A 25,102-nucleotide genomic window follows, 5' to 3' on the forward strand; every position below is an offset into this window, starting at 1 on the left:
GCCGCTCGGAGGCGCCGCTGCCGCTACGTCTCGATTGCCAGCTCCACCAGGTCGGCCGAGAAATGCGTCTGCGAAAACTGGATCGGCCGGCCTTCCAGGTCGTCATTGATGGCGATTGTCACCAGCACGATGGCTCCGGGGGATAGCTTCAGATGGTCGAGGTCGTCGGCATCCGCGTGCCGCGCCGACACCAGTGTGGAGCGGCGCACATAATCGTCCACGCCGAAACGGGCAAAACTGGCCGTAACCGATTCCGTCTCGGCGAACACATCGGCAAATGCCGGAAAGCGCGTAGCGTCGAACCAGCTCGTGCCGCATGAAACGCATCGTCCGTCTGCCTCACTGACGGTTTCCAGTCGCAGCACGGGCGCGCCCGGCTCCAGCCGCAGCGCTTCCGCAACGCGTCCGCTGGCGGGTTCGATCGTATGTCGGAGCAGGGCCACCCGCCGCGCCCGCGTCTGGTCCTTCAGGCCGGTCGAGAAACGCGTGCGCGTGGTGATCGGGTAGGAGAGCCGCTTGCGGCTTTCGATGAAGGTGCCACGCCCCTGCTCGGCGCGCAGCACGCCTTCCTGCACCAGCGCCGAGATCGCCGCCCGCACCGTATGGCGGTTGACGCCGAATTGCTGCGACAGCGTGATTTCCGGCGGCAATTTGCTGCCGTCGCCCAGCGTCCCGTTGCTGATGCCCAGCCGGATGCGGTCGGCCACCTGCCGCCAGAGTGCCACGCCGCTGCGGCGTTCCATCAGCTCTTCGCCGGCCTGTTCCATTTTCCGCTCCGTCATCCAGCCGTCATGGACAGCGATTAGAAAGGGAGTATAATTTGTTTAGTTGTCTAGAGCAATAGACAAATATGCGAAGAGATGGAGCGGCCATGAAGACCGACAGGCGGCAGGAACAGGAAGAGGCGCTGGCGCGCAAGGCGGCAATGGCCGCGCTTGCCAATGCGCCGGGCGAAACGTTGAAGGCGCTGTGGGACGAAGCCGGCCTGCCGCGAGATGTGCAGCGGCTGCGCGGGCCCGAAACCGGGCTGGTCACCGTGCGCGGGCGCATCGGCGGCGGCGGTGCGCCGTTCAACTTCGGCGAGGCGACCGTCACCCGCGCCACGGTGCGGGTGGAAGGCGGCGCGGTGGGCCATGCCTATGCGCTCGGCCGCGACAAGGAGAAGGCGCTGCTTTCGGCCATAGCCGACGCGCTGTGGCAGGACGCCTCGCGGCGCGACGACATCGAAACGAAAGTCATCGCGCCGCTGCGTGTGGCGCAGGCAAAAGCCGATGACCGTCGCCGCGCCGAGACGGCGGCGACCAAGGTCGATTTTTTCACCATGGTACGCGGAGAGGACTGATGGACATCGAGGCAATAGACGGCGGCTTCGCCAACCCGGTCTTCGACGCGCAGGCGATGTTCCGCGCCCTCATGGACGCGATGGCGCGTCCCGGCACCATCCAGCCTTGCGGCGAACTCACTGCGCCGCCGTCGCCTTTGGCGCCGGTCGCGGCTGCCGTCGCGCTGTCGCTCTGCGATGCCGATACGCCGCTCTGGCTCGATGCGGCCTTGCAGGCGTCGCCCGCTGCCCGTCACTGGCTCGGCTTCCACACCGGCGCGCCGCTGGCCCACACAGCGGCCGATGCGCATTTCGCCATCGCGTCGAGCCCGGCCGAGCTGATTGCGCTCGAGAATTTCGCGCAAGGGTCGCAGGAATACCCCGACCGCTCCACCACGCTCATCCTTCAGGTGGCGAGCCTTTCGGGCGGCGAAATGCTCCAGCTCGAAGGCCCCGGCATCGAAACATCGGTCGCCTTCGCGCCCGTTTCGCTGCCGCGCCACTTCGTCGAGCAATGGAAGCAGAACCGCGCTCGTTTCCCGCGCGGCGTCGATGTCATCCTGGCCGCGCCCGAAGGGGTGGCCTGCCTGCCGCGCACCACGCGTATCAAGACCATGGAGGGCTGACCCATGTATGTGGCCGTCAAGGGCGGCGATGCCGCCATTTCCAACGCGCACAGGCTGCTTGCCGACCGCCGTCGCGGCGACCGTTCGGTGCCGGCGCTGCACATCGACCAGATCGTGGAACAGCTCGCGCTCGGCGTCGATCGCGTCATGGCCGAAGGCTCGCTCTACGATCGCGAACTGGCCGCGCTCGCTATCGCCCAGTCGCGCGGCGACCTGATCGAGGCGGTCTTCCTGGTGCGTGCCTATCGCACCACGCTGCCGCGCTTCGGCTACACCAACCCCATCGACACCGGCGCCATGCTGGTCGAGCGGCGTGTTTCCGCGACTTACAAGGACCTGCCCGGCGGGCAGTTGCTTGGACCTACCTTCGACTACACGCACCGTCTGCTCGACCCCGGGATCGCCGCGGGTTCGCCAGTCGATGAACCCGAGCAGCGCGAGGCCGAGGAAGGCCGCATGCCGCGCGTTTCGGAAATCCTTGCGCATGAAGGTCTGATTGAAGGCGACGGCGACATGCCGCAGGATCACGTCACCGGCGACCTGACGCGCGAGCCGCTGGACTTCCCCATCGAACGCGACCTGCGCCTGCAGGCGCTGGCGCGCGGCGACGAAGGCTTCCTGCTTGCGCTCGGCTACTCCACCCAGCGCGGCTATGGCCGCAACCATCCCTTCGTCGGCGAGGTCCGCATCGGCGAGGTCGAGCTGGAACTGGACGTGCCGGAGCTGCCCTTCGCCGTGCCGCTCGGCCGCATCCGCGTCACCGAGTGCCAGATGGTCACCCAGTTCAAGGGCTCGGCCAAGGTGCCGCCGCAGTTCACGCGCGGCTACGGGCTCGTCTTCGGCCAGTCCGAGCGCAAGGCCATGTCCATGTCGCTGTGCGACCGCGCGCTGCGCGCCCGCGAATTCGGCGAGGATGTCGTCGCCCCCGCGCAGGACGAGGAATTCGTCATCTCGCATTCCGACAATGTCCAGGCCACGGGCTTCGTCGAACACCTGAAGCTGCCGCATTACGTCGACTTCCAGGCCGAGCTCGACCTCATACGCCGCATGCGCGCCGAGCACGATGCGCGCGAAAACCGGTTCGAACGGCAGGAGGCGGCGGAATGACCATGCAGTCCACTGACATCGCAAGCTACAACTTCGCCTATCTGGATGAGCAGACCAAGCGGATGATCCGCCGCGCCATCCTGAAGGGCATCGCCATTCCCGGCTACCAGGTGCCGTTCGCCAGCCGCGAAATGCCCATGCCCTATGGCTGGGGCACCGGCGGCGTGCAGGTCACGGCCTCGATCATCGGCCCGGACGACGTGCTGAAGGTCATCGACCAGGGCGCCGACGACACCACCAATGCCGTCTCCATCCGCGCCTTTTTCAGGAAGGTCGCCAATGTCGCAGTCACCACCGAGACGGCCAGTGCCACCATCATCCAGACCCGCCACCGCATACCGGAATATCCGCTGCAGGCGGGGCAGACGCTGGTCTACCAGGTGCCGATCCCCGAGCCGCTGCGCTTCCTCGAGCCGCGCGAGACCGAGACGCGCAAGATGCATGCGCTGGAAGAATACGGCCTCATGCATGTGAAGCTCTACGAGGACATCGCCAGGCACGGCCGCATCGCCACCACCTATGCCTATCCGGTCAAGGTCGAGGGGCGTTACGTGATGGACCCGTCGCCGACGCCGAAGTTCGACAATCCCAAGATGCACATGTCGCCGGCCTTGCAGCTGTTCGGCGCGGGCCGCGAAAAGCGCATCTACGCCATTCCGCCCTTCACCGAAGTGGTCAGCCTGGACTTCGAGGACCATCCTTTCGAGGTGCAGACCTTCGACCAGCCCTGCGCGCTGTGCGGCGCTGAAAACGTCTACCTCGACGAAGTCATCCTCGATGACAAGGGCGGATACATGTTCGTCTGCTCCGACACCGACCATTGCGAAAAGCGCCAGGCGGACGGCCATCGCGGTTATCTCGCCCCTGAAGCCATGGAGCCTGCCGAATGACCGACGAACCGCTTCTGCGCGTCAACGCGCTGTCCAAATATTACGGCGCGCGGCTGGGCTGCGAGGATGTCTCCTTCGACCTCTGGCCGGGCGAGGTTCTGGCCGTGGTCGGCGAATCCGGCTCGGGCAAGACCACGCTGCTCAACTGCCTGTCGACACGGTTGACGCCGAGTTCCGGCGGCGTCAGCTATCGCATGCGCGATGGCAGCTGGCGCGACCTTTACCGCATGAGCGAGGCCGAGCGACGCTTCCTCATGCGCACCGACTGGGGTTTTGTGCATCAGAACCCGGCCGACGGCCTGCGCATGACCGTCTCGGCCGGCGCCAATGTCGGCGAGCGGCTGATGGCCGTCGGCGATCGCCACTACGGCAATATCCGCTCCACCGCGATCGACTGGCTCTCCCGTGTCGAGATCGGCGAGGACCGCATCGACGACGAGCCGCGCTCCTTCTCCGGCGGTATGCGCCAGCGCCTGCAGATCGCCCGCAACCTTGTCACGGGCCCGCGCCTCGTCTTCATGGACGAGCCCACCGGTGGCCTCGACGTGTCGGTGCAGGCGCGTCTGCTTGACCTGCTGCGCGGGCTCGTCACCGACCTTGGCCTCGCGGCCATCGTCGTCACGCACGACCTCGCCGTCGCGCGCCTGCTCTCGCAGCGCATGATGGTGATGAAGGATGGCCACGTCGTCGAAGCCGGTCTTACCGACCGCGTGCTCGACGATCCGCGCGCGCCCTACACCCAGCTTCTCGTGTCCTCCATTTTGCAGGTGTGACGTGATGAAGATCGTTTCTTTGCAAGGTGTTTGCGCTTTCGCGCCCCCCTCTGTCTTGCCGGACAGAGGGGGCAACGAAGAGAGCCTCCCGTCGCCGTCGAACTTTCTCATATCCCACCACCGATGATCGCCAGCAGGGAGTTTCTCTGATGCCCACGCTTCTCGTCGTTTCCGAAGTCGCCAAAAGCTTCACCATGCATCTGCGCGACGGTATCAGGCTGCCCGTGGTGGCCGATGTCTCGTTTTCGCTGACCGCCGGCGAATGCGCCGTGCTGGGCGGGCCGTCTGGCGCGGGCAAAAGCTCGATCCTGAAAATGCTCTACGGCAACTATGCCGTGGACGAGGGCCAGATCATCGTCAGCCATGGCGGCCAGCTGGTCGATCTCGCCTCGGCAAGCCCGCGCACCGTGCTTGCCATCCGCCGCGACACCATCGGCTATGTCAGCCAGTTCCTGCGCACCGTGCCGCGCGTCTCGGCGCTCGACGTGGTGGCAGAGCCGCTGGTGGCGCTGGGCGAGGGCAGGGAACTGGCGCGTGACAAGGCGCGCGAACTGCTCGCCCGCCTCAACCTGCCCGAACGGCTCTGGCTGCTGCCGCCGGCCACCTTCTCCGGCGGCGAGCAGCAGCGCGTCAACATCGCGCGCGGCTTCATCACCAGCCATCCGGTCCTGCTGCTCGACGAGCCGACCGCCTCGCTCGACGCGGTCAACCGCGAGGTGGTCGTCGGCATGATCGCGCAGAAGAAGCGCGAGGGTGTAGCGCTGCTTGGCATCTTCCACGATCAGGACGTGCGCGAGGCCGTGGCCGACAGCGTCATCGACGTGACGCAATTCGCACCGGAAAGGATCGCCGCCTGATGACGAAACTGTCGCAACAGCCGCTGGTCCATCCGACCGCCGAGGTCAGCGGCTCGACGCTCGGCCGCTACACCGAGATCGCTGACCGCAGCCGCGTGCAGGAAAGCACGCTTGGCGACTATTCCTACGTCATGCAGGATTGCGGCGTCTGGTGCGCCGAGATCGGCAAGTTCTCCAACATCGCGGCGGCGGTGCGCATCAACGCCACCAACCACCCGACGTGGCGGCCGACGCTGCACCACTTCACCTACCGCGCCTCGGACTACTGGGAGGACGCCGGCCACGAGGAAGAGTTCTTCGCGTGGCGGCGGTCCAATGCCGTGCGCATCGGCCACGACACCTGGCTCGGCCATGGCGTGACGGTGCTGCCCGGCGTCACCATCGGCGATGGAGCCGTGGTCGGTTCGGGCGCGGTGGTGACGAAAGATGTCGCGCCCTACACCATCGTCGCCGGAGTGCCCGCCAGGCCGATCCGCGAGCGCTTCGACCGCCGCACCGCCGAGCGCTATCAGGCGCTGGCCTGGTGGGACTGGGACCACGCGCGCCTGCGCGCCGCGCTCGACGATTTCCGGGAGCTTTCGGCGGAAGAGTTTCTGGAAAAGCACGGCGGGTAGGCAATCCGCTAAGGCCTTAACCCGGATAGCCGAAGCGAGGCTATCCGGGTTTTATTTTGCGTGCCTGCATCGGCATGCCCATTCTAAGCGGTGGTCTTCTTTTGGGGGCAGCGGTTTCAACTGGCTGGCGCCAACGAGCTCCGAAATTCATACTCCGAGCCGACGTCGCTCTCCAAGGCGAGCTTGCCCCCTCTCCGATTTGCTTCGCAAACCACCTTTCCTCCATTTCATGCGAGCGAGGAACCCACGTTCTGCGAGGCTGCGACCGTGGGAGCGCCGGTTCCTCGCCCCACTTGCGGAGAGAGGTGTCGGGCGTGGCGAGACGGAGGTCATGCGCATAGCCGAACATCAAGACAGATGCGGCGCCGCGCGAAAAACTACCGCCCCGCGCCGCCCTCCATCAGCCGGCGACGCAGTGCGTTCGAAATATTGTCGAAGATGAAAACCACGATCAGGATCAGCAGCACCATATAGGCCACATTGGCCCAGTTCGAATTGGTGCGCATGGCCTCCCAGAGCTTCAGGCCGATGCCGCCCGCGCCGACCGCGCCGATGATGGTGGCCGAACGGGTGTTGGATTCCCAGAAATAGAGCGCCTGGCTGACGAATACCGGCATCACCTGTGGCGCCACGCCATAGCGTTGCACCACCACCGGCGCGGCGCCCACCGCGCGCACGCCCTCGCGCTGCTTGTCGTCGATGTTTTCCAGCGTTTCGGAATACACTTTTCCGAGAGTTCCGGTGTCGGTGAAGAAGATCGCGGAAATGCCGGCCAGCGGTCCCGGTCCGAAGGCGCGGGTGAAGAACAGCGCCCAGATCAGCATGTCCACCGAGCGCAGGAAGTCGAAGAAGCGCTTCGTCACCTGGTTGGCAAAAAAACTCGGCGTGATGTTGCGCGCCGCGATGAAGGCCAGCGGCAGCGCCACGAAGGAGGCGAACAGCGTGCCCACGAAAGCCATCACGATGGTCTGCAACAGCTTCGTCCAGACGTCGCCATGCTGCCATTGCGAGTTGTTCCAGATATTGTCGAAGGCAAGTGCCGCATTCGACATCTCCGGCTTGATGCGTTCGCCCGAGACGATCAGGCCGGCCACGTCCCCCAGCGGCTTGCCCCAGAAGGGCGAACGCGGATCGAAGAGGAAGTTCGGCCAGCCCAGGAAGCGGCGGCTGAGGGTCACGCGCTCGGGCAGGATGCGGACTTCGCCGGCAAAGCCGAAGTTCGCCTTCACCTCGTCCTCGCGCAGCGTCGCCCAGGCGGGCAGTTCGCCCTGCGGTCTGGCGCCGGTGGGTTCGAGCAGCACCGTCAGCGTCTCGCCGCGATGCTCGACCTCAACCTGTCCGGCATCGGCCACCACGCGCCCGGCGGAGCCGAAATCCACGGCGATTCGGTTGCCGTTCTGGCTCACCCAATCGGGATCGGGATTGTCGCCCAGCGGCGAAAAGCGCGGCCAGGTGATTTTCGCATCCGCGCCCGAGAACCGGATCGTGGGCCGCAGGTCATAGGAGTACCACTGCCGCGCATAGATTTCGGCGCGCTCCCACTGGCCGCCGGAAATCACCGTGCCGATGGAAAAGAACCACCAGCAATAGGCGACATAGGCGAGCGTGCCGAGCGCGATCAGAAAAGGCAGCGCGCGCTTGAGCAGCGGACGGTGAAACACGTCGAAATGGCGGGATTCGATTTCGGCCAGTTGCGCGGCGGAAAGATGCGTCATGGTCAGCGTCCAAATTCGAAGGATTGCGCCCCCACCAGCTTGCGGCGCAGCCAGGCGGAGAACTGGTCGACGGCGATGATGGTGACGAACAGAAGAAGGATGATGGCGAGTGTCTTGGCCTCATGGCCGCGTCCGATCGAAAGGCGCAGTTCCTCGCCGATGCCGCCGCCGCCCACCGCGCCGATGATGGTGGAGGCACGCACATTGATTTCGAAGCGCAGCAGCGCATAGGACATGAAGTTGGGCATCACCTGCGGCACGATGGCAAAGCCCACGCGCTCGAACCAGTTGGCGCCCACCGCGCGCAGCCCTTCCTCGGCCTTCATGTCGGCGTTCTCGACCACCTCGTAGAACAGCTTCCCCAGCGCGCCGATGGTGTGGATGCCGACGGCGAAGATCGCCGGGATCGCGCCCAGCGACAGCACGGCGGCGAAGAAGCCGGCGATAACGATCTCGGGGAAGGCGCGCAGGATTTCCATGTAGCGCCGCACCACGAAGCGCAGCGCGCGGCTGGCAACGAGGTTCTTGGCGGCGAGGAAGCAGAGCAGGAAGCCGAAGACGAAGCCGATCAGCGTCGAGAGCGCCGCGATATTGAGCGTCTCCAGCATCTTGTAGAAATATTCGGGAACGTAGAGGCCCGAGCCGAACAGATGGACGCGGCCTTCGGGGTAGTCGTATTTCAGGCTGCCGTCAAAATAAGGCGAGGGCAGGTCGAACAGCGCCCGCCACACTTCGAGGCCGTCGCGGGGCAGCATGTCGCCGACGAAGTCGAAGAAATGCGGCAGCCGGTCGAAGAACTTGCCGGCGTTGGAATCATTGGCGAACCAGAGCGAAGCGCCAAGTGCGGCCGCCAGCGCGCCGACGATGAGGATGGTGTAGAGACGGCGCCGCGCCGCCAGTTCGTGCCAATGCCGCTCGATGGCCATGCCTTCGGCGGACAGGGTGTGGGCAGTCTGGCTCATGCCGTCTCCACTTTGAAAACTCAGTTATGGAAATGGCCGGGCGCTGCTCGCGCCCGGCCATCGTCCTGGGAGGACAATCAGCCGCCGATCTGCGCCTTACGGGCGTCGATGATCGGCTGGTAGAATTCCGGCGTCACTTCGGTGTAGCCGGTGAAGTCACCGCCCTGGATGGCGGAGAAGCAGGCCGGATCGCTCTTGGGCAGATCCACCATGAACTGCTTGAACCTGGCCTTGAGGTCGGCGTCGAGCGCGGTGCGGATGACGGTCGGACCGTTCGGGATCAGCGGCGACTTCCACAGTTCGACGAAATCCTTCATGTCGATGAGGCCCTTGTCGACCATCTTGCGCAGGTTGCCCGACGTATAGCCCTCGTCGAAATCGCCCACGCCCGAGCCCCAGGTGGTGCCGGCGTCGAACTTGCCGTCCTTGACGGCCAGCACGAGATTTTCGTGGCCACCGCCAAAGCCGGTCTCGCCGAAATAGTCCTTCACGGCAACATTGCCGATATCCTTCGGCAGCGAGGTGGCCGGGATCAGGTAGCCCGAGGTGGAGTCCGGATCGGCGAAGCCGAGCTTCTTGCCCTTCATGTCGGCCAGCGTCTTGAACCCCGAGTCCTTGCGGGCGATCATGATCGAGTAATAGCCCTTGGAACCGTCGGTCTGCACCGTGGTCAGGATCGGCTCGACCGCGTCGGGATTGGCCAGATAGATCTTGGCATAGCCCGAAGCGCCAAGCTCGGCATAGTCCAGCGTGCCGCCCAGCAGGCCCTGGATGACGCCGTCATAGTCGGTGGCCGGAAACAGCTTTACCTCCTTCACGCCGATTGCCGCCGGCAGCTTGTCGGCGACGCACTGGTAGTTGCGCAGGCTGTCGGCCTCGTTCTCGCCGCCGAGGATGCCGACGCGGAAGATTTCCGGGCTTTCGGCACGCGCGGCGGTGGCGCCGGCGAGGGTGGCAATGGCGACAGCGCCCAGAAGGGCTTTCTTGAGCGACATGGATATTCTCCTGTTGGGTCCGGATGTCTGCGGTTTCGATGCGCCCTTCACGCGGGCGAGACGATCACGGTCGTTCAGTGCCCGGCATAGGCGGGCACCAGGCTTCCGGCGGATTGAACCACGCGCGGCCGCTCCGGGCGGATCGAGGTGGAGGTGATGGCTTCCGAGATTTCCTCGCCATTGGCGTCGGCGCCGTAGACGAGGCGCACGGCCTCGCGCGTCAGTTCTTCGGGCGCGCCGTCGAACACCACCTTGCCGCCGGCCATGCCGATGATGCGGTTGCAATAGCTGCGGGCGGTGTCGAGCGTGTGCAGGTTGGTGATGACGGTGATGCCTTCGCGCAGGTTGATGTCGCGCAGAGAATCCATCACCACCTTGGCGTTGAGCGGGTCGAGCGAGGCGATCGGCTCGTCGGCGAGGATCAGCCGCGGCCGCTGCATCAGCGCGCGGGCGATCGCCACGCGCTGCTGCTGGCCGCCAGAAAGCGTGCCGGCGCGCTGCAGCGCGGTCTGGGCGATGTCCAGCCGCTCAAGGGCGGCAAGCGCCATGGCGCGCTCCTCGCGCGAGAAGATGCCGAGCATGTTGAGCGCGGTGGAGCGGTGGTTCAGCCGTCCCAGCAGGACGTTGGTCAGCACGTCGAGGCGCGGCACGAGGTTGAACTGCTGGAACACCATGGCGCAGTCGCGCTGCCAGCGGCGCAGCCTGGCGCCGCGCAGGTCCGACACCTCCTTGCCGTCAAAGAAAATCGCCCCGTCGGAAGGATCGATGAGGCGATTGATCATGCGCAGAAGGGTCGATTTGCCGGCGCCGGAACGACCGATGATGCCGACCATCTGGCCCGGTTCGATTTCGAGCGCGACGCTGTCTACGGCGGTCTTCTTGCCGAAGCGGCGCGAGACATTGTGGATTTCGAGCATGGCGGCTTCCCTGTTTGGCTGACCCAGCCTCTTGGGAAGACTCCGCTACCGGACCAACATGAAACCGCGGTGTCAGTTGGATGTCAGTTTTGTTACGTTGCACAGGCCCGAGCCGCCACGGCCATGATGCGGCGGCCCGGCTGGACGATGCCCGGAACTACTGCTCGAGCGCGCCGGAACGGGCGTCGGCGCTGCGCGCCACACCGGCCAGCTTGACCAGATCGTCGCCCGCGCGGGTGGCGCGCGTGGCGCGGCGCGTCAGGATGAAGCCGTCCTGCGGGGCGAGCACTTCCACGCGCCCGCCTTCCTCGCCGGGGGCGGCCACGATGGTTGCCAGCCGCTGGCCGGCTTTCACCCGGTCGCCGGGCTTCACGTCATAGAGGATCGCGCCCGCCGCGGGCGCGGGCATCATGTCGATATGGTCGATCGGCACGACCTCGCCCTTGAATTCCGTAGGCGTTTCCACCGCCTTGTCCTCGATCACGCCGCGCGCCACCAGCAGCCGGTAGATGCCTTCGGCATCGGCTTCGGCAAAGTGCTGCTCCACGTCGAGTATGCCGCGATATTCCACGGTGGTGACCACGCGGCGGGCAAGCTGCGCTTCTGCCGCCGGCAGCTTCAGATAGGGGCACAGCGCCGCCTCATCGAAGGATGCGCCGGATTCGCCGCTCCACAGCACCACCGCCTCGACCCCCATCGAGGCCGCGCAGTCGGCCATCGCCGGCCACAGGTCGCTCTGTATGTAGAGGTAAGGGAGTCCCTCGTCGTCGCAGTGCAGGTCGAGCACGATCTCGTGGCCGAGCGAGAGCTTCAGCAGCCGCGCCTTCAGCCGGTCGTCGGCATTGAGCGGCTTGTCGTCGCCCGGCAGCAGGCCGGCATCGGGCCGGTTGATCAGCGGGAAGTCGCGGTTGAAATTGGTGCGCGAGCCGAGATGGTAGCGCCCCTGCGCCGCGCCGAAGAACTGCTGCGCCCGGCCCACCGGATTGGCGCGCGGCACGATGGTGAGGCTGCCGCGCACGCGGCCTTCGGTCTCTGCCTTGCGCAGCTTCGGCATCAGCGCGTCGATGGCCACCACGCCCGGCAGTTCGTCGCTGTGAAGCGCTGCCTGGATATAGGCCTTCGGCGCGTCGGGCGCGGAGCCGGCGATGCGCAAAACGGGAAACTCATAGGTCACGCCATCGCCATTGCCGCGAATGATCTCGGTGGTCTTTTCCATTATGCATCCCCTGGCGTTTGACCGTTTCCCGGAAAGGTGGAAACGGCTGGCAAAAATCGTGGCCGAATGAAAGTATGGCGCCGAACCGGCGCGGGGCTCTTTTTAGCCGTCCGCGCCGCATGGAAGCAAGTTGGGGGAAGCATGCAGTCCAGCCGCGATCGTCTTGAAGCCATCCTTGCGCGTCTCGAGGCGCGCGCAGCCGGAGAAAAGGTCTTCACCAGAATATATGCGGCGGCCGCGCGCGCGGCCGCCGACGCGGCCGACGCACGGCGCGCGGCCGGCGTTTCGCTCGGCGCGCTCGACGGGCGCATCGTCTCCATCAAGGACCTGTTCGATGTGGAGGGCGAGCCGACCGTCGCCGGCTCCCCGATCCGCCGCGATGCAGAACCTGCCATGCAAGATGCCGTGGTCGTGCGCCGGCTGCGGCAGGCAGGCGCGGTCATCGTCGGCAAGACGGCGATGACCGAATTCGCCTTCACCGCTGTCGGCAGCAATCCCGGTTTCGGCACGCCGGGCAATGCCGTCGATCCGGCCCGCGTGCCCGGCGGCTCGTCCTCGGGGGCGGGCGTATCCGCCGCCGAGGGGACCAGCGAAATCGCCATCGGTTCAGACACGGGCGGTTCCGTTCGCATTCCAGCCGCGCTCAACGGCGTGGTCGGCTTCAAGCCCACGGCCGGCCGTATTCCGCTCGGCGGGGTGTTTCCGCTGTCCTTCACGCTGGATTCTGTCGGTCCGCTGGCGAAAACGGTGGCCGATTGCGTGCTTGCCGATGCCGTCATGGCCGGCGGGACATATGCAGCGCCGCGTCCGATGCCGCTGACCGGGTTGCGCATCGGCATTCCGCACGGCCGCTTGCTGCGGGACATGGAGCCGGAAATCGAAGCCGGTTTCGAGCGTAGCCTCCGGCTGCTTGAGGCCGCCGGCGCGCGCATCGTCGATCATCGCATCGACGATCTGATCGAGAAGATGCTCGACGCGGCCAGCAACGGCTCCATCGCCAGCATCGAGGCGGCAGCGCTGCATTCCGACTGGTTGGGCGATGAGACCCTTGCCGCACAGGTCGATCCGCGCGTTGCCCGCACGCTCGCCCGCCGTGCCGGCGTGCCTGCATCCGCCTATATCAAGCTGATCCAGCGCCGCAACGAACTCGCCCGCGCCATGGACGAGCGGCTGGCCCCCTTCGACGTGCTGGCCCTGCCCACCACGCCGGTTGTCGCACCGCTGATCGAGGTTGCGGAAGAAAGCATCAACTCCCTCAACCGCACCGACGACATCTTGCTGCGCAACCCGCAGGTGGCCAACCAGTTCGACCTCACCGCGATTTCCCTGCCCATGCCGGAAATGGAGCTGCCGGGCGGGCTGATGCTGTTTGCCCGCAACGGGCACGACGATCGTCTGTTTTCGATTGCCGCAGCGGTGGAAGCGGAGCTGGCCAGGGCGGAGCGTTGAACGCAACGGATGCGCGCCAGTGGATGAAAAGCGCATCGGATTCCAGATAAATATTTGATTTTATTCATTTCGGGAAAATAGTTCATCCCCGTCTTTTTCGCTTCCCGCATAATGTGTGCATCGGCCTCACCGGGAACACGGGTCATGAACCGGATGAACGTGGAGGGCGACGATGTCCGGACTGGTGGCGTGACGGTAGCGCTGCTGGGCGATGAGCCCTCAGGTCCGGGCCCCAGGGAGCGGCTGGCCACGCGAATGTGGAGGCGTACGAACCGGGCAAGAGCATCGAACGGGCGGTCTGGGAGCCGCAATTATATAACTTCAGATGAGCGCGTTCTCCGACCGCCCGTCTTCCCACGACCTCGACAATGGCCAGACGGTGAAAACCGGGCGTGGCGACGGACAGTCGTGGCCCGCCACCAATCGCTGATTGTTGAAACATGAACCGATCCGCGCGAAGGTGACGGCGGTTTGATATAGGCTGCGGCGGATTCGGCTGGAGGAGAGGATATGGCAAGCACGCTCAAGGGGCCCGGCATTTTCCTGGCGCAGTTCGTCGGGGATGCGGCGCCGTTCAACTCGCTGAAGAGCATTGCCGAATGGGCAGCCGGCCTTGGCTACAAGGGCGTCCAGATACCGACATGGGACGGGCGGCTGTTCGATCTCAAGAAGGCGGCTTCGTCCAAGGCCTATTGCGACGAGATCAAGGGCGTCTGCGCCGAGGCCGGCGTGGAGATAACCGAGCTTTCCACCCACCTCCAGGGTCAGCTCGTGGCCGTGCACCCCGCCTACGATCTCCAGTTCGACGGCTTTGCCCCGGCGCAGGTTCACAACAATCCCAAGGCCCGTCAGGAATGGGCGGTCGAGCAGATGCTGTTCGGCGCCAAAGCCTCGCGGCATCTCGGCCTGAAAGCCTCCGTCAGCTTTTCCGGTTCGCTCGCTTTCCCCTACCTCTATCCCTGGCCGCAGCGTCCGGCCGGGCTGATCGAGGAGGCGTTCGGCGAACTGGCCAGGCGCTGGAAGCCGATCCTCGATGCCTATGAGGATGCGGGCGTCGATCTCTGCTATGAAATCCACCCCGGCGAAGACGTTTTCGACGGCGCGACCTTCGAGATGTTTCTGGACGCGGTCGGCGGCCACAGGCGCTGCAACATCAATTACGACCCGTCGCACTTCCTGCTGCAGCAGCTCGACTATCTCGCTTTCATCGACATCTACCACGAGCGCATCAAGGCGTTTCACGTCAAGGATGCCGAGTTCAATCCGGACGGCCGTCAGGGCGTCTATTCCGGTTATCAGGGCTGGGTGAGCCGCGCAGGCCGCTTCCGCTCGCTGGGCGACGGGCAGGTGGATTTCTCCGGCATTTTTTCAAAGCTCGCGGCCTGTGGCTATGACAGTTGGGCGGTGCTGGAATGGGAATGCTGCCTGAAGGCGCCTGAGGTTGGAGCCGCCGAGGGCGCGCCTTTCATCGACGCGCACATCATCCGCGTCACCGACAAGGCCTTCGACGATTTTGCCGGCGGCACCACGGATCGCGCCGCATTGCGCAGGATGATGGGCATTTGACGAAAGCTCGGGGAGGAGGGAGAGCCATGGCAATCGAGGGACGCAGCGAGCGCAGGGAAGGCCCGATCCGCTACGGCATGGTCGGCGGCGGACAGGGTGCTTTCATCGGCGGCGTGCATCGCATCGCCGCGCGCATCGACGGCGAGTTCGCGCTGGTGGCGGGGGCGCTGTCCTCCAACCCGGAGCGGGCACGGGCTTCGGGCGCGGAACTCGGACTCGACCCGGAGCGCACATATGCGTCTTTCCAGGAAATGGCCAAGGCTGAAGCAAAGCGCCCCGATGGCATCGAGGCCGTGTCGATCGTCACGCCCAATAACATGCACTACCCAGCTGCCAAGGCGTTTCTGGAGGCAGGCATCCATGTCATTTGCGACAAGCCGCTGACCTCGACCCTTGCCGATGCAAAAAAACTCGCGGCGCTGGTGGAAAAGACCGGCAAGGTGTTCGTCCTCACCCACAACTACACCGGCTATCCGATGATCCGGCAGGCGCGCGAGATGGTGCAGAAGGGCCAGCTCGGCGAAATCCGCGTCGTGCAGGCGGAATACCCGCAGGACTGGCTGACCGAGAAGGTCGAGGACGCGGGCTCCAGGCAGGCTGCCTGGCGCACCGATCCGAAGCAGTCCGGCGTCGGCGGCTCCACCGGCGACATCGGCACCCATGCCTATAATCTCGCCCGCTTCGTCACGGGACTGGAGCTGGACAGCCTTTCGGCCGATCTCGATTCCTTCGTCGCAGGCCGCGCCGTGGACGACAACGCCCATGTCATGCTGCGCTTCAAAAGCGGCGCCAAGGGTATGTTGTGGGCAAGTCAGGTTGCGCCCGGCAATGAGAATGCCCTGAAGCTGCGCGTCTATGGCACGAAGGGCGGCATCGAGTGGTCGCAGGCCGACCCGAACTATCTCTGGTACACGCCTTTCGGCGAGCCCAGGCGGTTGATTACGCGCGGCGGTGCGGGTTCCGGCCCGGCGGCGGGCCGCGTGACGCGCGTGCCGCCGGGCCACCCGGAAGGCTATCTGGAAGGGTTCGCCAACATCTATGCGGAAGCCGCAAGGGCGATCCGCGCCGCACGTCGCAGGAACGGCAAGCCGGGCAGGGACGTGCTGTTTCCGACCGTGCATGATGGCGTCGAGGGTGTGGCGTTTATCGAGGCTTGCGTGAAGTCGTCGAGAAAGAACGCAGCCTGGACGAAGCTGTAGGGAAATATTCTTTTTTGCCAGCAAGCCGGTGTCCCCAGCCAAAAGCCTTCGACGGTGGCAATTTGTTCCGCCAATCGCTATTTGAGGACGGAGATGACAATTCCGCCGTTTCGCGCAAAGCGCGCCGGCGGGACAGAAGGTCGAGATAATCATCATGGCGGCAAGGGATACGCTGACGAAAAACCAGCTTCGCGTGCTGGAGAAGCTCGAGGCCTCGAAAGGCCCGCTCAGCGCCTACATGCTGCTCGACCAGTTGCGCGACCAGGGTTTTCGCGCGCCGCTGCAGGTCTATCGCGCCCTCGACAGGTTGATGAATGCGGGCTTCGTCCATCGGCTGGAAAGCATGAACGCTTTCGTCGCCTGCTCCGAACCGCATGACCACAACCATCGCATGATCGCCTTCGCTATCTGCGACAAATGCGGAGAGGTCTGCGAGTTTTCCGATGAGGTGATCGGCAAGCAGCTCGACGCCTGGGTCGGCTCCACCGGCTTTGCCGCCAAGAAGGCGATTATCGAGTTTCGCGGCACTTGTGCCAAATGCGCCGCGCTGGCGGCGTAGCGGTTGACGCACGCCCGGTGTGTGGATACCACTGGATTCGGAATCGGTTCCGCCTTGCGGCGGATGAAAAGGGAACACGGTAAGGCCATCGGCCGAAGCCGGGACTGCCCCCGCAACTGTAGCCGGCGAGCTTTCCTTCAAACAGGCCACTAAGAGCGCGAAGCGCGATTGGGAAGGCGAAGGACAAACGACGACCCGGAAGTCAGGAGACCTGCCTTTTCCGGTCACCCATGCTTGAACACGGGGTGTGTTCAGGCGCGGTCGTCCGTGGCGGTGACATTTGAAAAAGTGTTGCCGCAGCCGGGCACGGCCGAGGGGTGAACTGCATCCGCTTTTCGCCATTCGATCTTTCCCCTGCGGTTTGGAGACAAACCTGCGGGCGCCGTTGCGCCTGCAAGCCTTGGGGGCAGACGTGCAGAAATGGACAATTTGCGCCGGCGCATTCGCGCTGGCATTTTCGGGACATGCGAACGCGCAGGACGTGGAAAGCGGCGCAGGCGAGACGATCGAGCTTGGCCGCATCGTCGTCACCACCCCGCTCAGGCGCGCAAGCTCGCTGGAGCGGTCGACCTCGTCCGTAGTGGTGATCGGTGAAAGCGAAATCGCGCAATCGGCTGCGCTCGATCTGCCGTCGCTTCTCAAGACCATCCCCGGCGTCACGGCAACGTCCAATGGCGGCCTGGGTGCGGATTCCAGCGTTTCCCTGCGCGGCACCACGCCCAGCCAGACGCTGGTGCTGGTGAATGGCGTGCGGGCCGCCTCGGCGACCACGGGAACGGTGAACCTGTCGGGCATCCCCCTGGCGTCCATCGAGCGCATCGAGATCGCCAAGGGCGGGCACTCGGCCCAATATGGTTCCGACGCCATCGGCGGCATCATCAACATCGTCACCAGGCAGGGCGGTCTCTGCGCGGACGGTCGCGACGCCTGCGGCTCCGTCACTGCCGGCGTCACCTACCCCTGGGGCGGGTATGTGTCGACCGGCGTGCAGGGCCAAAGCGAAAGCGGCCTGAACTACGCCCTCGGCGGCCAGTTCTTCGGCACGCGCGGCTACGATTTCACGCTGCCCAGCGCCTGGGGCCATGAACCCGGCCCGAACGGCTTCCTGCGCGGCTCGGCCAATTTCGCTCTGTCGAAGGACCTCGACTGGGGCCGGGTCTATGCGGACGGGCTCTATGCGCGCGGCCGCATTCACTACGACAGCACCCCGCCCGCAGCCAACGAAGCCGACACGGACAATTTCTCCGGCAAGCTTGGCACCCGCATCGATCATTCCGAGAACTGGTCTTCCACGCTCGAACTTTCGACCGCGCTCGACAACGCCTCCAATTTCCGCGGCAGCATCAAGGGCGACGATTTCGGTACCCGCCGCTACGGCGTGCTGGCCTCCACCCAGAAGAGCTTCGAGACGGACGTGGCCCGGCACATATTGCTGGGGGGCGTGGAAGCCTATCGGGAATCAGTCTCCGGCAGCTCCATTTCCGAAGTTGCCTACGACAGGACGAGCCGCGACCTGACTGCCGTCTTCGGGCAATATTCCGTCGAATACGGACCGCTCAACATCGATTCCGGCCTGCGCTATGACCATGACGGCCAGTTTGGCGGGGCGACGACCTACAATATCGGCGCCAGCTACGAACTGATCGACGGACTGGTGGCACGCGCGTCCTACGGGACCGGCTTTCGCGCGCCCACCTTCAACGACCTCTACTATCCCGACCCCTTCACGCCGGGCAATCCGGACCTGAAGCCGGAGAAATCGCGCTCCTACGAAATCGGGCTGACGTGGCAGGCGACCGAACGCACCAGCCTCGACGTGGCGCTCTACCGCAACGATATCAGCAACCAGATCGCCTGGGCTCCGGTCGATCCGGGCGACTTCTTCGGGCCCTGGCACCCGGACAATATCCAGAAGGTGCGGATCACCGGCTTGGAGGCGGCACTTTCACACCGCTTCAGCGAGGAGTGGAGCGCGAAAGCAGCCGTGGATGTGCGCGAGCCGCTCAACCGCAGCGAAGGACTGCATGGCCGCTATGTAATCTATGCGGACCGCTTCAAGGCAACGGCCGAACTGACCTACAGCCCGACCGAACAGCTTCAGCTCATAGGCCGGGTGCTCTACGGTGCGGCCCGCTACACCGATGAGCTCAACACGGCCAGGTTGCCGGATTACGTGACGGCCGATTTCACCGCCCTTTATGCGCTCGACAGCCGGTCGCAGTTCAAATTCTCGGTGGAGAACATCTTCAACGAGCAATATGAAACCAAGGCAGGTTATCGGGCGCCGGGACGCACGCTGGATTTCAGTTTTACGCGAGCTTTCTGATCCGGACGCTCCCCGCAAACGCTCCGGCGTGGAGAAGAGGCATGAGCCAGACATGTATGAGCATTTTGCAGCCAGTCGGAAACCGGCTGCAAAATGCGACGAAAGCAGACGAGTAGATTGGTGGTTCCGATGAAACGGGTGAGACCGCCGTTCCCGATGCCCAATGTTTGCGCCGTTGTAACCATGGCGATGCTTTGCGCCGGCCTCGTCGGCATCGCCGTACCGTCGCAGGCCGGCTCGCCGCCACGGCGCGTGGTGTCGATGAATGTCTGTACCGACCAGCTCGCCATGTTGCTGGCGGGCGGGGGGCAGCTTTATTCGGTGTCTGCTCTGGCCGGGGACACCGAAAGTTCCGTGCTGGCTGATGAGGCCGGGCGCTATGTGATCAATCATGGTCTGGCGGAGGAGGTCTTCCTGATGTCGCCCGATCTGGTGATTGCCGGTACCTACACCACCCGCACCACCGTTGACCTGTTGCGCCGGCTGGGCTTTCGCGTCGAGGAATTCGCGCCGGCCAACTCCTTCGCGGACATCGGTGAACACATCACCCGCATGGGCGAGCTTCTGGGCAGGCAGGAAAAGGCCGCCGCATTGATCGCGCAGATGGAGGCGCGGCTTGCCGCGCTGCGCGCGCAACCGGCGTCCGGCAAGACGGTGGCGCTTTACTACGCCAACAGCTACACCTCAGGCGCCGGCACTCTGGTAGACGAGACGGTGAAGGCTGCCGGGCTGGTCAATATCGCCGACACGCTGGGCATGCAGGGCACGAGCCAGTTGCCGCTGGAAATGCTGGTGCTGGAAAATCCCGACCTCGTCGTCACCAGCCACGGCGAATATGCCAGGCCCGCGCTTGCCGAGGAAGGGTATGTCCATCCCGCCTTCAAGGCATTGATCGCGGGTCGCAAGGTGGTCGATGTACCGGCCAGATACACGATCTGCGGAGCGCCCTTCACGCTCGAAGCCGCGCGCATCATGCATGATGCGGCAGCATCCGCTGGGGAAAACAGATGAGCGAGATCGCGCGCTACCGCCTGCTGTTGGCGCTGCTTGCCGCTGCGACGCTGGCTCTGTTCGTGCTGTCGCTCACGGTCGGCCCCGCCGCGATCGCGTTCGCGGACAGCATGGCCGCCCTGTTCGGGGGGGAGGATGCCGGCCCGCTGGCGCTCATCATGCAGGAAATTCGCCTGCCGCGCGCAATCCTCGGCCTGATGGTCGGCGCCACGCTTGGACTTTCGGGCGCGGTGCTCCAGGGTTATCTGCGCAATCCGCTGGCCGAGCCGGCACTGCTCGGTGTCAGCGCCACTGCCTCGCTCGGCGCGGTCATTGCCATTTACACCGGCTTTGCCGCCGTCTTCCCGCTTGGCCTGCCGCTGGCGGCGCTTGCCGGGGGAGCGATTGCGGTCGTTGTCGTGCAGGCCATGGCCGGTGCGCGCGGCGGTGCGCTCACCATCATCCTGGCAGGCGTGGCCGTGTCGAGCTTCGCTGCGGCCATGACTTCGCTGGCGCTCAACCTGTCGCCCAATCCGTTTGCCGCGCTGGAAATCATGTTCTGGATGCTGGGCTCGCTTGCCGACCGCTCGATGACGCATGTGTGGCTGGCCGCACCCTTCATGGTGGTGGGCTGGGCCATGCTGGCAAGCATCGGCCGCTCGCTGGACACCCTCACTCTGGGCCGCGATGCTGCCGCCAGCATGGGTGTGGACCTGCGCCGGGTGCAGTCGCTGGCTGTGTTCGGCACCGCAGCCTCGGTGGGGGCGGCGACCGCGGTTGCCGGCGCTATCGGCTTTGTCGGCCTCGTCGTGCCGCATCTGTTGCGGCCGCTGGTCGGCGCGCGTCCGTCGCGGCTCCTGCCCGCCAGCGCGCTCGGCGGGGCCTGCGTGCTGCTGGCCGCCGATATCCTCGTGCGGCTGATTGCGCCGGGCAGGGATTTGAAACTTGGCGTGCTGACCGCGATCGTTGGCGCACCTTTCTTCCTGTGGCTCGTCTATCGCACGCGGAGGAACCTGCTGTGACCCTGCTGACCGCGAACGGGCTGCATGTTTCGCTGGGCGGACGCCCGGTGTTGAACGATCCTTCCTTCCATGTGGGCGAAGGCGAATTCGTCGGGTTGATCGGCCCGAACGGCGCGGGCAAGTCCACCCTGCTGCGGGCGGTACTCGGCCTCATCGAAGCGTGCGGCGACATCGCCATTTCCGGACAGGATGCCACTTCCATGAGTGCGCGCGAGCGCGCCCGACGCATTGCCTATCTGCCGCAGGAACGCGAGATCGGCTGGCCGGTTTCGGTGGAGATGGTGGTGTCGCTCGGCCGGGCGCCGCACCGCCCGGCCTTTGCCGGCCTCGATGCAGCCGACCGGGTGCGGATCGAAGAAGCGATGCGGCGCATGGAATTGCAGGAATTTCGCCATCGCGTCTCGACCGAACTTTCGGGCGGCGAGAAGGCGCGTGTGCTGATCGCCCGGGCGCTGGCGCAGGATGCGCCGTTGCTTCTTGCCGATGAGCCGACCGCCGGCCTCGATCCGTCGCACCAGATTTCGCTGATGCGGCTGTTCGCGGAACTGGCGGGCGAAGGACGCGGGGTGGTCGCGTCGCTGCACGACCTCAGCCTTGCCGCGCGCTGGTGCACGCGGCTGATCCTGCTCGACAAGGGGGCGATCGTCGCCGACGGCCCGCCGGCGGACGTGCTGACGCGTGAGCGCATGCGCTCGGTCTATGGCGTCGAGGCCTATCTGGGCGAGGCCGAAGGCGGCCTGCTCGTGGTGCCGCTGGACACGGCTGCCGCAACGGCTGTCTCCGAAGGTGAATAGAAAATCCGGCGCGTCGTATCGCGCTGGAAAGATCTAGTGCGCCTCGTCCCAATTGTCGGCGGCACGGGCTTCCACCTGGAGCGGCACCTTCAGCGCCACCGCCGGCATGGCGGCCCCTTCCATAACCGAACGGATCACGGGAATGGTGGCTTCCACCTCCTCGTCCGGCACTTCGAAGATCAGTTCGTCATGCACCTGCAGCAGCATGCGGGCATCGAGCCCGGCTTCCGGCAATGCCTTCTCCATGCGCACCATGGCGCGGCGGATGATATCGGCGGCCGAACCCTGGATCGGCGCGTTGATGGCCGCGCGCTCGTTGAAGGCGCGCATCTGCGGATTGGCGGAGCGGATTTCAGGATAATGCGCGCGCCGCCCGAAGATCGTTTCCACATAGCCGTTGGCGCGGGCGAACGTCTTGGTGCTGTCCATATAGTCGCGGATGCCGGGGAAGCGCTCGAAATAGCGCTTGATGTAGTCGCTGGCCTCCTCGCGGGGAATGGAAAGCTGGTTCGCCAGCCCGAAGGCCGAAATGCCGTAGATGATGCCGAAATTGATCGCCTTGGCGCGACGACGCACCTCCGAGGGCATGCCCTCGACCGGCACGCCGAACATCTCCGATGCCGTCATCGCATGAATGTCGATGCCGTCCTCGAAGGCCTGGCGAAGCTGTGGAATCTCGGCCACATGGGCCAGCACCCGCAGTTCGATCTGGCTGTAGTCGGCCGACACCAGCTTGTAGCCCTTGTCGGCGATGAAGGCGGTGCGGATCCGACGCCCTTCCGAGGTGCGGATCGGAATGTTCTGCAGGTTGGGCTCGGATGACGACAGCCGCCCCGTCGAGGTCGCGGCCAGCGCATAGGACGTGTGGACGCGGTTGGTGCGGGGGTTGATGTAACCCGGCAACGCATCCGTATAGGTTGACTTGAGCTTGGTGAGCTGGCGCCAGTCCACGATCTTGCGCGGCAGCGGGTGCCCCTCGGCGGCGAGGTCTTCCAGCACCTGCGCGGAGGTGGACCATTGGCCGGTCTTGGTCTTGGAGCCGCCGGGCAGGCCCATCTTGCCGAACAATATGTCGCCGAGCTGCTTGGGCGAGCCGATGGTGAATTTTTCGCCGGCAAGCTGGTAGATTTCTTCTTCCAGCCCGGCCGCGCCCTGTGCGAGTTCTCCCGACAAACGGCTCAATATCTGCCGGTCCACGGAAATGCCGCGCTGTTCCATCTGCGCCAGCACCGGCACCAGCGGCCGCTCCAGCCGTTCGTAGACGGAGACCAGCTTCTTCGCCACCAACCGGGGCTTCAGGATGTGCCACAGCCGCAGCGTCACATCGGCATCCTCGCCCGCGTAACGGGTGGCCTTGTCGATGTCGACCATGTCGAAGGTGATCATCGTCTTGCCGCTGCCGGCCACTTCCTTGTAGGAAATGGTCTTGTGGCCAATCCAGCGCTCGGAAAGCGAATCCATGCCGTGGCCGCCGTTCAGGCCCGCGTCGAGCACATAGGAAATCAGCATCGTGTCGTCATAGGACGCAATGTCGATGCCGTAGCGGTTCATCATCACGAGGTCGTATTTCAGGTTCTGCCCGACCTTGAGCACCGCCGGGTTCTCGAGCAGGTTGCGCAGCAGCGTCAGCGCATCGCGGATCGGTATCTGGTTCTCGACCAGCCCGCCGCCCAGCAGGTCGCCCTGACCGCTCTTGTGGTTGAGCGGTACATAGGCCGCGCGGCCGGGGCGGGTAGCGATCGAAAAGCCGCACAGCTCGGCCTGCATCGGATCGAGCGAGTTGGTTTCCGTGTCGAAGCCCACTACGCCGGCTGCGCTCGCCTCCGCCATCCAGTCGGCCAGCGTTTGAAGGTCGCGGATGCAGACATAGGCTTCATGGTCGAATTTGTGAGCCACGGCTGCCTGAGCGAGCGCCTCGGCGAGGGCGCTCGGGGTGTTCTGGTCCTGTTGCGCAGGCTCGGCGCCAGCCGGCGACGCGGGCGCGGTCTCGCTCGTCGAAGCAGAGGAGGGAACCCTGGCGCCCACATCCGGGCCATGCGCCTCTTCCTTGCTCTGGATGACGACTTCGGCGGGCTCGATCTCGGCGGCTTCCGTGCCGGTCGCTTCCGCCACGCGGCGGGTAAGCGAGGTGAATTCCATCGCCTTGAGGAAGGAGATCAGCTTCGGGCCGTCGGGTGATTCCAGCACGAATTCGTCCAGCGCCTCGCTGACGGGCACATCCGTCCTGAGCGTCACCAGTTCGCGCGAGACGCGGGCATTGTCGGTATTGTCGATGATCGACTGGCGACGCTTCTCCTGCTTGATCTCGCCGGCGCGGGCAAGCAACGTGTCGAGGTCGCCGAACTGCTCCAGAAGCTGCGCCGCCGTCTTCGGCCCGATGCCCGGAACGCCCGGAACGTTGTCGACGGAATCGCCGGTCAGCGCCTGCAGGTCGATCATCTTTTCGGGCGGCACGCCCCATTTCTCGATCACCTCGGGAATGCCGATCTGGCGGTCCTTCATCGGGTCGTACATCGTGACCGAAGGCCCGACGAGCTGCATCAGGTCCTTGTCGGAGGACACGATGGTCGTGTCGCCGCCCGCCTCGCAGGCAAGCCGGGCATAGGTGGCGATGAGGTCGTCGGCCTCGAAGCCCTCCATTTCCAGGCAGGGCAGGTTGAAGGCGCGGGTCGCCTGGCGGATCAGCCCGAACTGCGGCACGAGATCTTCCGGCGGGGCCGAGCGGTTGGCCTTGTAGTCGGAGTAGAGATCGTGGCGGAAGGTCTTCGACGAATAGTCGAAAATCACCGCAAAATGCGTGGGCACGATCCCGACATCGGTGTTGCGGGCGTCCCTCAGCAGCTTCCACAGCATGTTGCAGAAGCCGGAGACTGCGCCCACCGGCAGATTGTCGGATTTGCGCGTCAGCGGTGGCAGCGCATGATAGGCGCGGAAGATGTAGCCAGAGCCGTCGACGAGGAAGAGATGATCGCCTTTTTTCATGCGCGTAGCCCTAACGTGCGGGCAGGAATCTGTCCATTGGAAAGCTTGACGGAGACCTGTGCGCGGCAAAGGCAACTGACACTTTCGGTCGATCACGCGTATGTTACAAAACTGTAATGTGCGTGCCCTTGAATTGCCACCTTCGCCGCACCAGATAGCAGCCATCGGCAATCATTAGCCGAGTCCGGAATAAGGCCCGTCCCCCGCCTGGACCGGACGTTG

The 25,102-nt window shown here is 65.0% G+C and carries 22 protein-coding genes and 1 riboswitch; of the genes, 15 read left to right on the top strand and 7 right to left on the bottom strand.

All coding sequences use genetic code 11. The features are described 5' to 3' along the window. Positions 1 to 23 precede the first annotated feature (23 nt). Entirely contained in the window at positions 24 to 767 is a 744-nt protein-coding gene (gene phnF, locus C7441_RS10130) for a phosphonate metabolism transcriptional regulator PhnF (protein ID WP_019172756.1), read from the bottom strand. A 104-nt stretch (positions 768 to 871) separates the two neighbouring features. Between phnF and phnG the strand changes: the two genes are divergently transcribed. The 7 genes from phnG (at position 872) to C7441_RS10165 (ending at position 6,188) form a co-directional block, all read left to right on the top strand. Next, on the top strand, positions 872 to 1,342 hold the full coding sequence (gene phnG / locus C7441_RS10135; protein ID WP_109612770.1) for a phosphonate C-P lyase system protein PhnG: 471 nt from the start codon (positions 872 to 874) through the stop codon (positions 1,340 to 1,342). Further along, positions 1,342 to 1,947 (top strand): phosphonate C-P lyase system protein PhnH, encoded by a 606-nt coding sequence (phnH, locus tag C7441_RS10140; RefSeq protein WP_109612771.1) that lies wholly within the window; start codon positions 1,342 to 1,344, stop codon positions 1,945 to 1,947. Before phnG ends, phnH begins: the two co-directional genes overlap by 1 nt. Before the next feature lie 3 nt (positions 1,948 to 1,950). Next, on the top strand, positions 1,951 to 3,054 hold the full coding sequence (locus C7441_RS10145) for a carbon-phosphorus lyase complex subunit (RefSeq protein ID WP_109612772.1): 1,104 nt from the start codon (positions 1,951 to 1,953) through the stop codon (positions 3,052 to 3,054). Further along, positions 3,051 to 3,944, top strand: coding sequence for an alpha-D-ribose 1-methylphosphonate 5-phosphate C-P-lyase PhnJ (locus C7441_RS10150; protein WP_109612773.1), 894 nt, complete (start codon positions 3,051 to 3,053; stop codon positions 3,942 to 3,944). The genes C7441_RS10145 and C7441_RS10150 overlap by 4 nt, the downstream gene beginning before the upstream one ends. Next, positions 3,941 to 4,717 carry a phosphonate C-P lyase system protein PhnK gene (gene phnK, locus C7441_RS10155; protein WP_109612774.1) on the top strand — a complete coding sequence of 259 codons (777 nt, stop codon included), beginning with the start codon at positions 3,941 to 3,943 and terminating at the stop codon, positions 4,715 to 4,717. Before C7441_RS10150 ends, phnK begins: the two co-directional genes overlap by 4 nt. A 149-nt stretch (positions 4,718 to 4,866) precedes the next feature. Then, positions 4,867 to 5,574, top strand: a complete 708-nt coding sequence (gene phnL, locus C7441_RS10160; RefSeq protein WP_109612775.1) for a phosphonate C-P lyase system protein PhnL — start codon at positions 4,867 to 4,869, stop codon at positions 5,572 to 5,574. Next, positions 5,571 to 6,188 (top strand): DapH/DapD/GlmU-related protein, encoded by a 618-nt coding sequence (locus C7441_RS10165; RefSeq protein WP_109612776.1) that lies wholly within the window; start codon positions 5,571 to 5,573, stop codon positions 6,186 to 6,188. Before phnL ends, C7441_RS10165 begins: the two co-directional genes overlap by 4 nt. 377 nt (positions 6,189 to 6,565) lie before the next feature. Here the strand turns inward: C7441_RS10165 and phnE (C7441_RS10170) are convergent, their stop codons facing one another. The 5 genes from phnE (C7441_RS10170) to C7441_RS10190 all read right to left on the bottom strand — a co-directional run bounded on the left by phnE (C7441_RS10170) (position 6,566) and on the right by C7441_RS10190 (position 11,993). Further along, the gene (phnE, locus tag C7441_RS10170) at positions 6,566 to 7,903 is read right to left on the bottom strand and encodes a phosphonate ABC transporter, permease protein PhnE (RefSeq protein ID WP_109612777.1); all 1,338 of its coding nucleotides are present in this window, start codon (positions 7,901 to 7,903) and stop codon (positions 6,566 to 6,568) included. Positions 7,904 to 7,905: 2 nt separating this feature from the next. After that, positions 7,906 to 8,865 carry a phosphonate ABC transporter, permease protein PhnE gene (phnE, locus tag C7441_RS10175; RefSeq protein ID WP_019172766.1) on the bottom strand — a complete coding sequence of 320 codons (960 nt, stop codon included), beginning with the start codon at positions 8,863 to 8,865 and terminating at the stop codon, positions 7,906 to 7,908. A 77-nt stretch (positions 8,866 to 8,942) separates the two neighbouring features. Then, positions 8,943 to 9,860 (bottom strand): phosphonate ABC transporter substrate-binding protein, encoded by a 918-nt coding sequence (gene phnD, locus C7441_RS10180; RefSeq protein WP_109612778.1) that lies wholly within the window; start codon positions 9,858 to 9,860, stop codon positions 8,943 to 8,945. 74 nt (positions 9,861 to 9,934) lie between these two features. Continuing rightward, entirely contained in the window at positions 9,935 to 10,777 is an 843-nt protein-coding gene (phnC, locus tag C7441_RS10185) for a phosphonate ABC transporter ATP-binding protein (RefSeq protein ID WP_019172768.1), read from the bottom strand. 157 nt (positions 10,778 to 10,934) lie between these two features. Further along, a complete protein-coding gene (locus C7441_RS10190; RefSeq protein WP_109612779.1) occupies positions 10,935 to 11,993 on the bottom strand; it encodes a succinylglutamate desuccinylase/aspartoacylase domain-containing protein in 1,059 nt (352 codons plus the stop codon). A gap of 141 nt (positions 11,994 to 12,134) precedes the next feature. On the opposite strand from C7441_RS10190, the gene C7441_RS10195 reads away from it, so the two are divergent. From C7441_RS10195 to C7441_RS10230, 8 genes are all read left to right on the top strand, one after another. After that, entirely contained in the window at positions 12,135 to 13,442 is a 1,308-nt protein-coding gene (locus tag C7441_RS10195; protein WP_109612780.1) for an amidase, read from the top strand. 510 nt (positions 13,443 to 13,952) lie between these two features. After that, on the top strand, positions 13,953 to 15,008 hold the full coding sequence (locus C7441_RS10200) for a sugar phosphate isomerase/epimerase family protein (RefSeq protein ID WP_109612781.1): 1,056 nt from the start codon (positions 13,953 to 13,955) through the stop codon (positions 15,006 to 15,008). A 26-nt stretch (positions 15,009 to 15,034) separates the two neighbouring features. Next, positions 15,035 to 16,207, top strand: a complete 1,173-nt coding sequence (locus C7441_RS10205) for a Gfo/Idh/MocA family protein (protein WP_109612782.1) — start codon at positions 15,035 to 15,037, stop codon at positions 16,205 to 16,207. A gap of 154 nt (positions 16,208 to 16,361) precedes the next feature. After that, positions 16,362 to 16,766, top strand: a complete 405-nt coding sequence (locus tag C7441_RS10210; RefSeq protein WP_109612783.1) for a Fur family transcriptional regulator — start codon at positions 16,362 to 16,364, stop codon at positions 16,764 to 16,766. Between the two features lie 27 nt (positions 16,767 to 16,793). Continuing rightward, a riboswitch (cobalamin riboswitch) is annotated at positions 16,794 to 16,999 on the top strand. Positions 17,000 to 17,178: 179 nt separating this feature from the next. Continuing rightward, entirely contained in the window at positions 17,179 to 19,092 is a 1,914-nt protein-coding gene (locus tag C7441_RS10215) for a TonB-dependent receptor plug domain-containing protein (RefSeq protein WP_425326574.1), read from the top strand. A gap of 156 nt (positions 19,093 to 19,248) precedes the next feature. Then, entirely contained in the window at positions 19,249 to 20,103 is an 855-nt protein-coding gene (locus C7441_RS10220) for an ABC transporter substrate-binding protein (protein WP_109612784.1), read from the top strand. Then, positions 20,100 to 21,104: a FecCD family ABC transporter permease gene (locus C7441_RS10225; protein WP_109612785.1), complete on the top strand. Its 1,005-nt coding sequence runs from the start codon at positions 20,100 to 20,102 to the stop codon at positions 21,102 to 21,104. The genes C7441_RS10220 and C7441_RS10225 overlap by 4 nt, the downstream gene beginning before the upstream one ends. Beyond that, on the top strand, positions 21,101 to 21,898 hold the full coding sequence (locus C7441_RS10230) for an ABC transporter ATP-binding protein (RefSeq protein ID WP_109612786.1): 798 nt from the start codon (positions 21,101 to 21,103) through the stop codon (positions 21,896 to 21,898). The genes C7441_RS10225 and C7441_RS10230 overlap by 4 nt, the downstream gene beginning before the upstream one ends. Positions 21,899 to 21,931: 33 nt before the next feature. Here the strand turns inward: C7441_RS10230 and polA are convergent, their stop codons facing one another. Beyond that, entirely contained in the window at positions 21,932 to 24,880 is a 2,949-nt protein-coding gene (polA, locus tag C7441_RS10235) for a DNA polymerase I (RefSeq protein WP_109612787.1), read from the bottom strand. Positions 24,881 to 25,102: the final 222 nt, after the last annotated feature.

It is taken from the genome of Pseudaminobacter salicylatoxidans (assembly GCF_003148475.1).
Lineage (GTDB): Bacteria > Pseudomonadota > Alphaproteobacteria > Rhizobiales > Rhizobiaceae > Pseudaminobacter > Pseudaminobacter salicylatoxidans.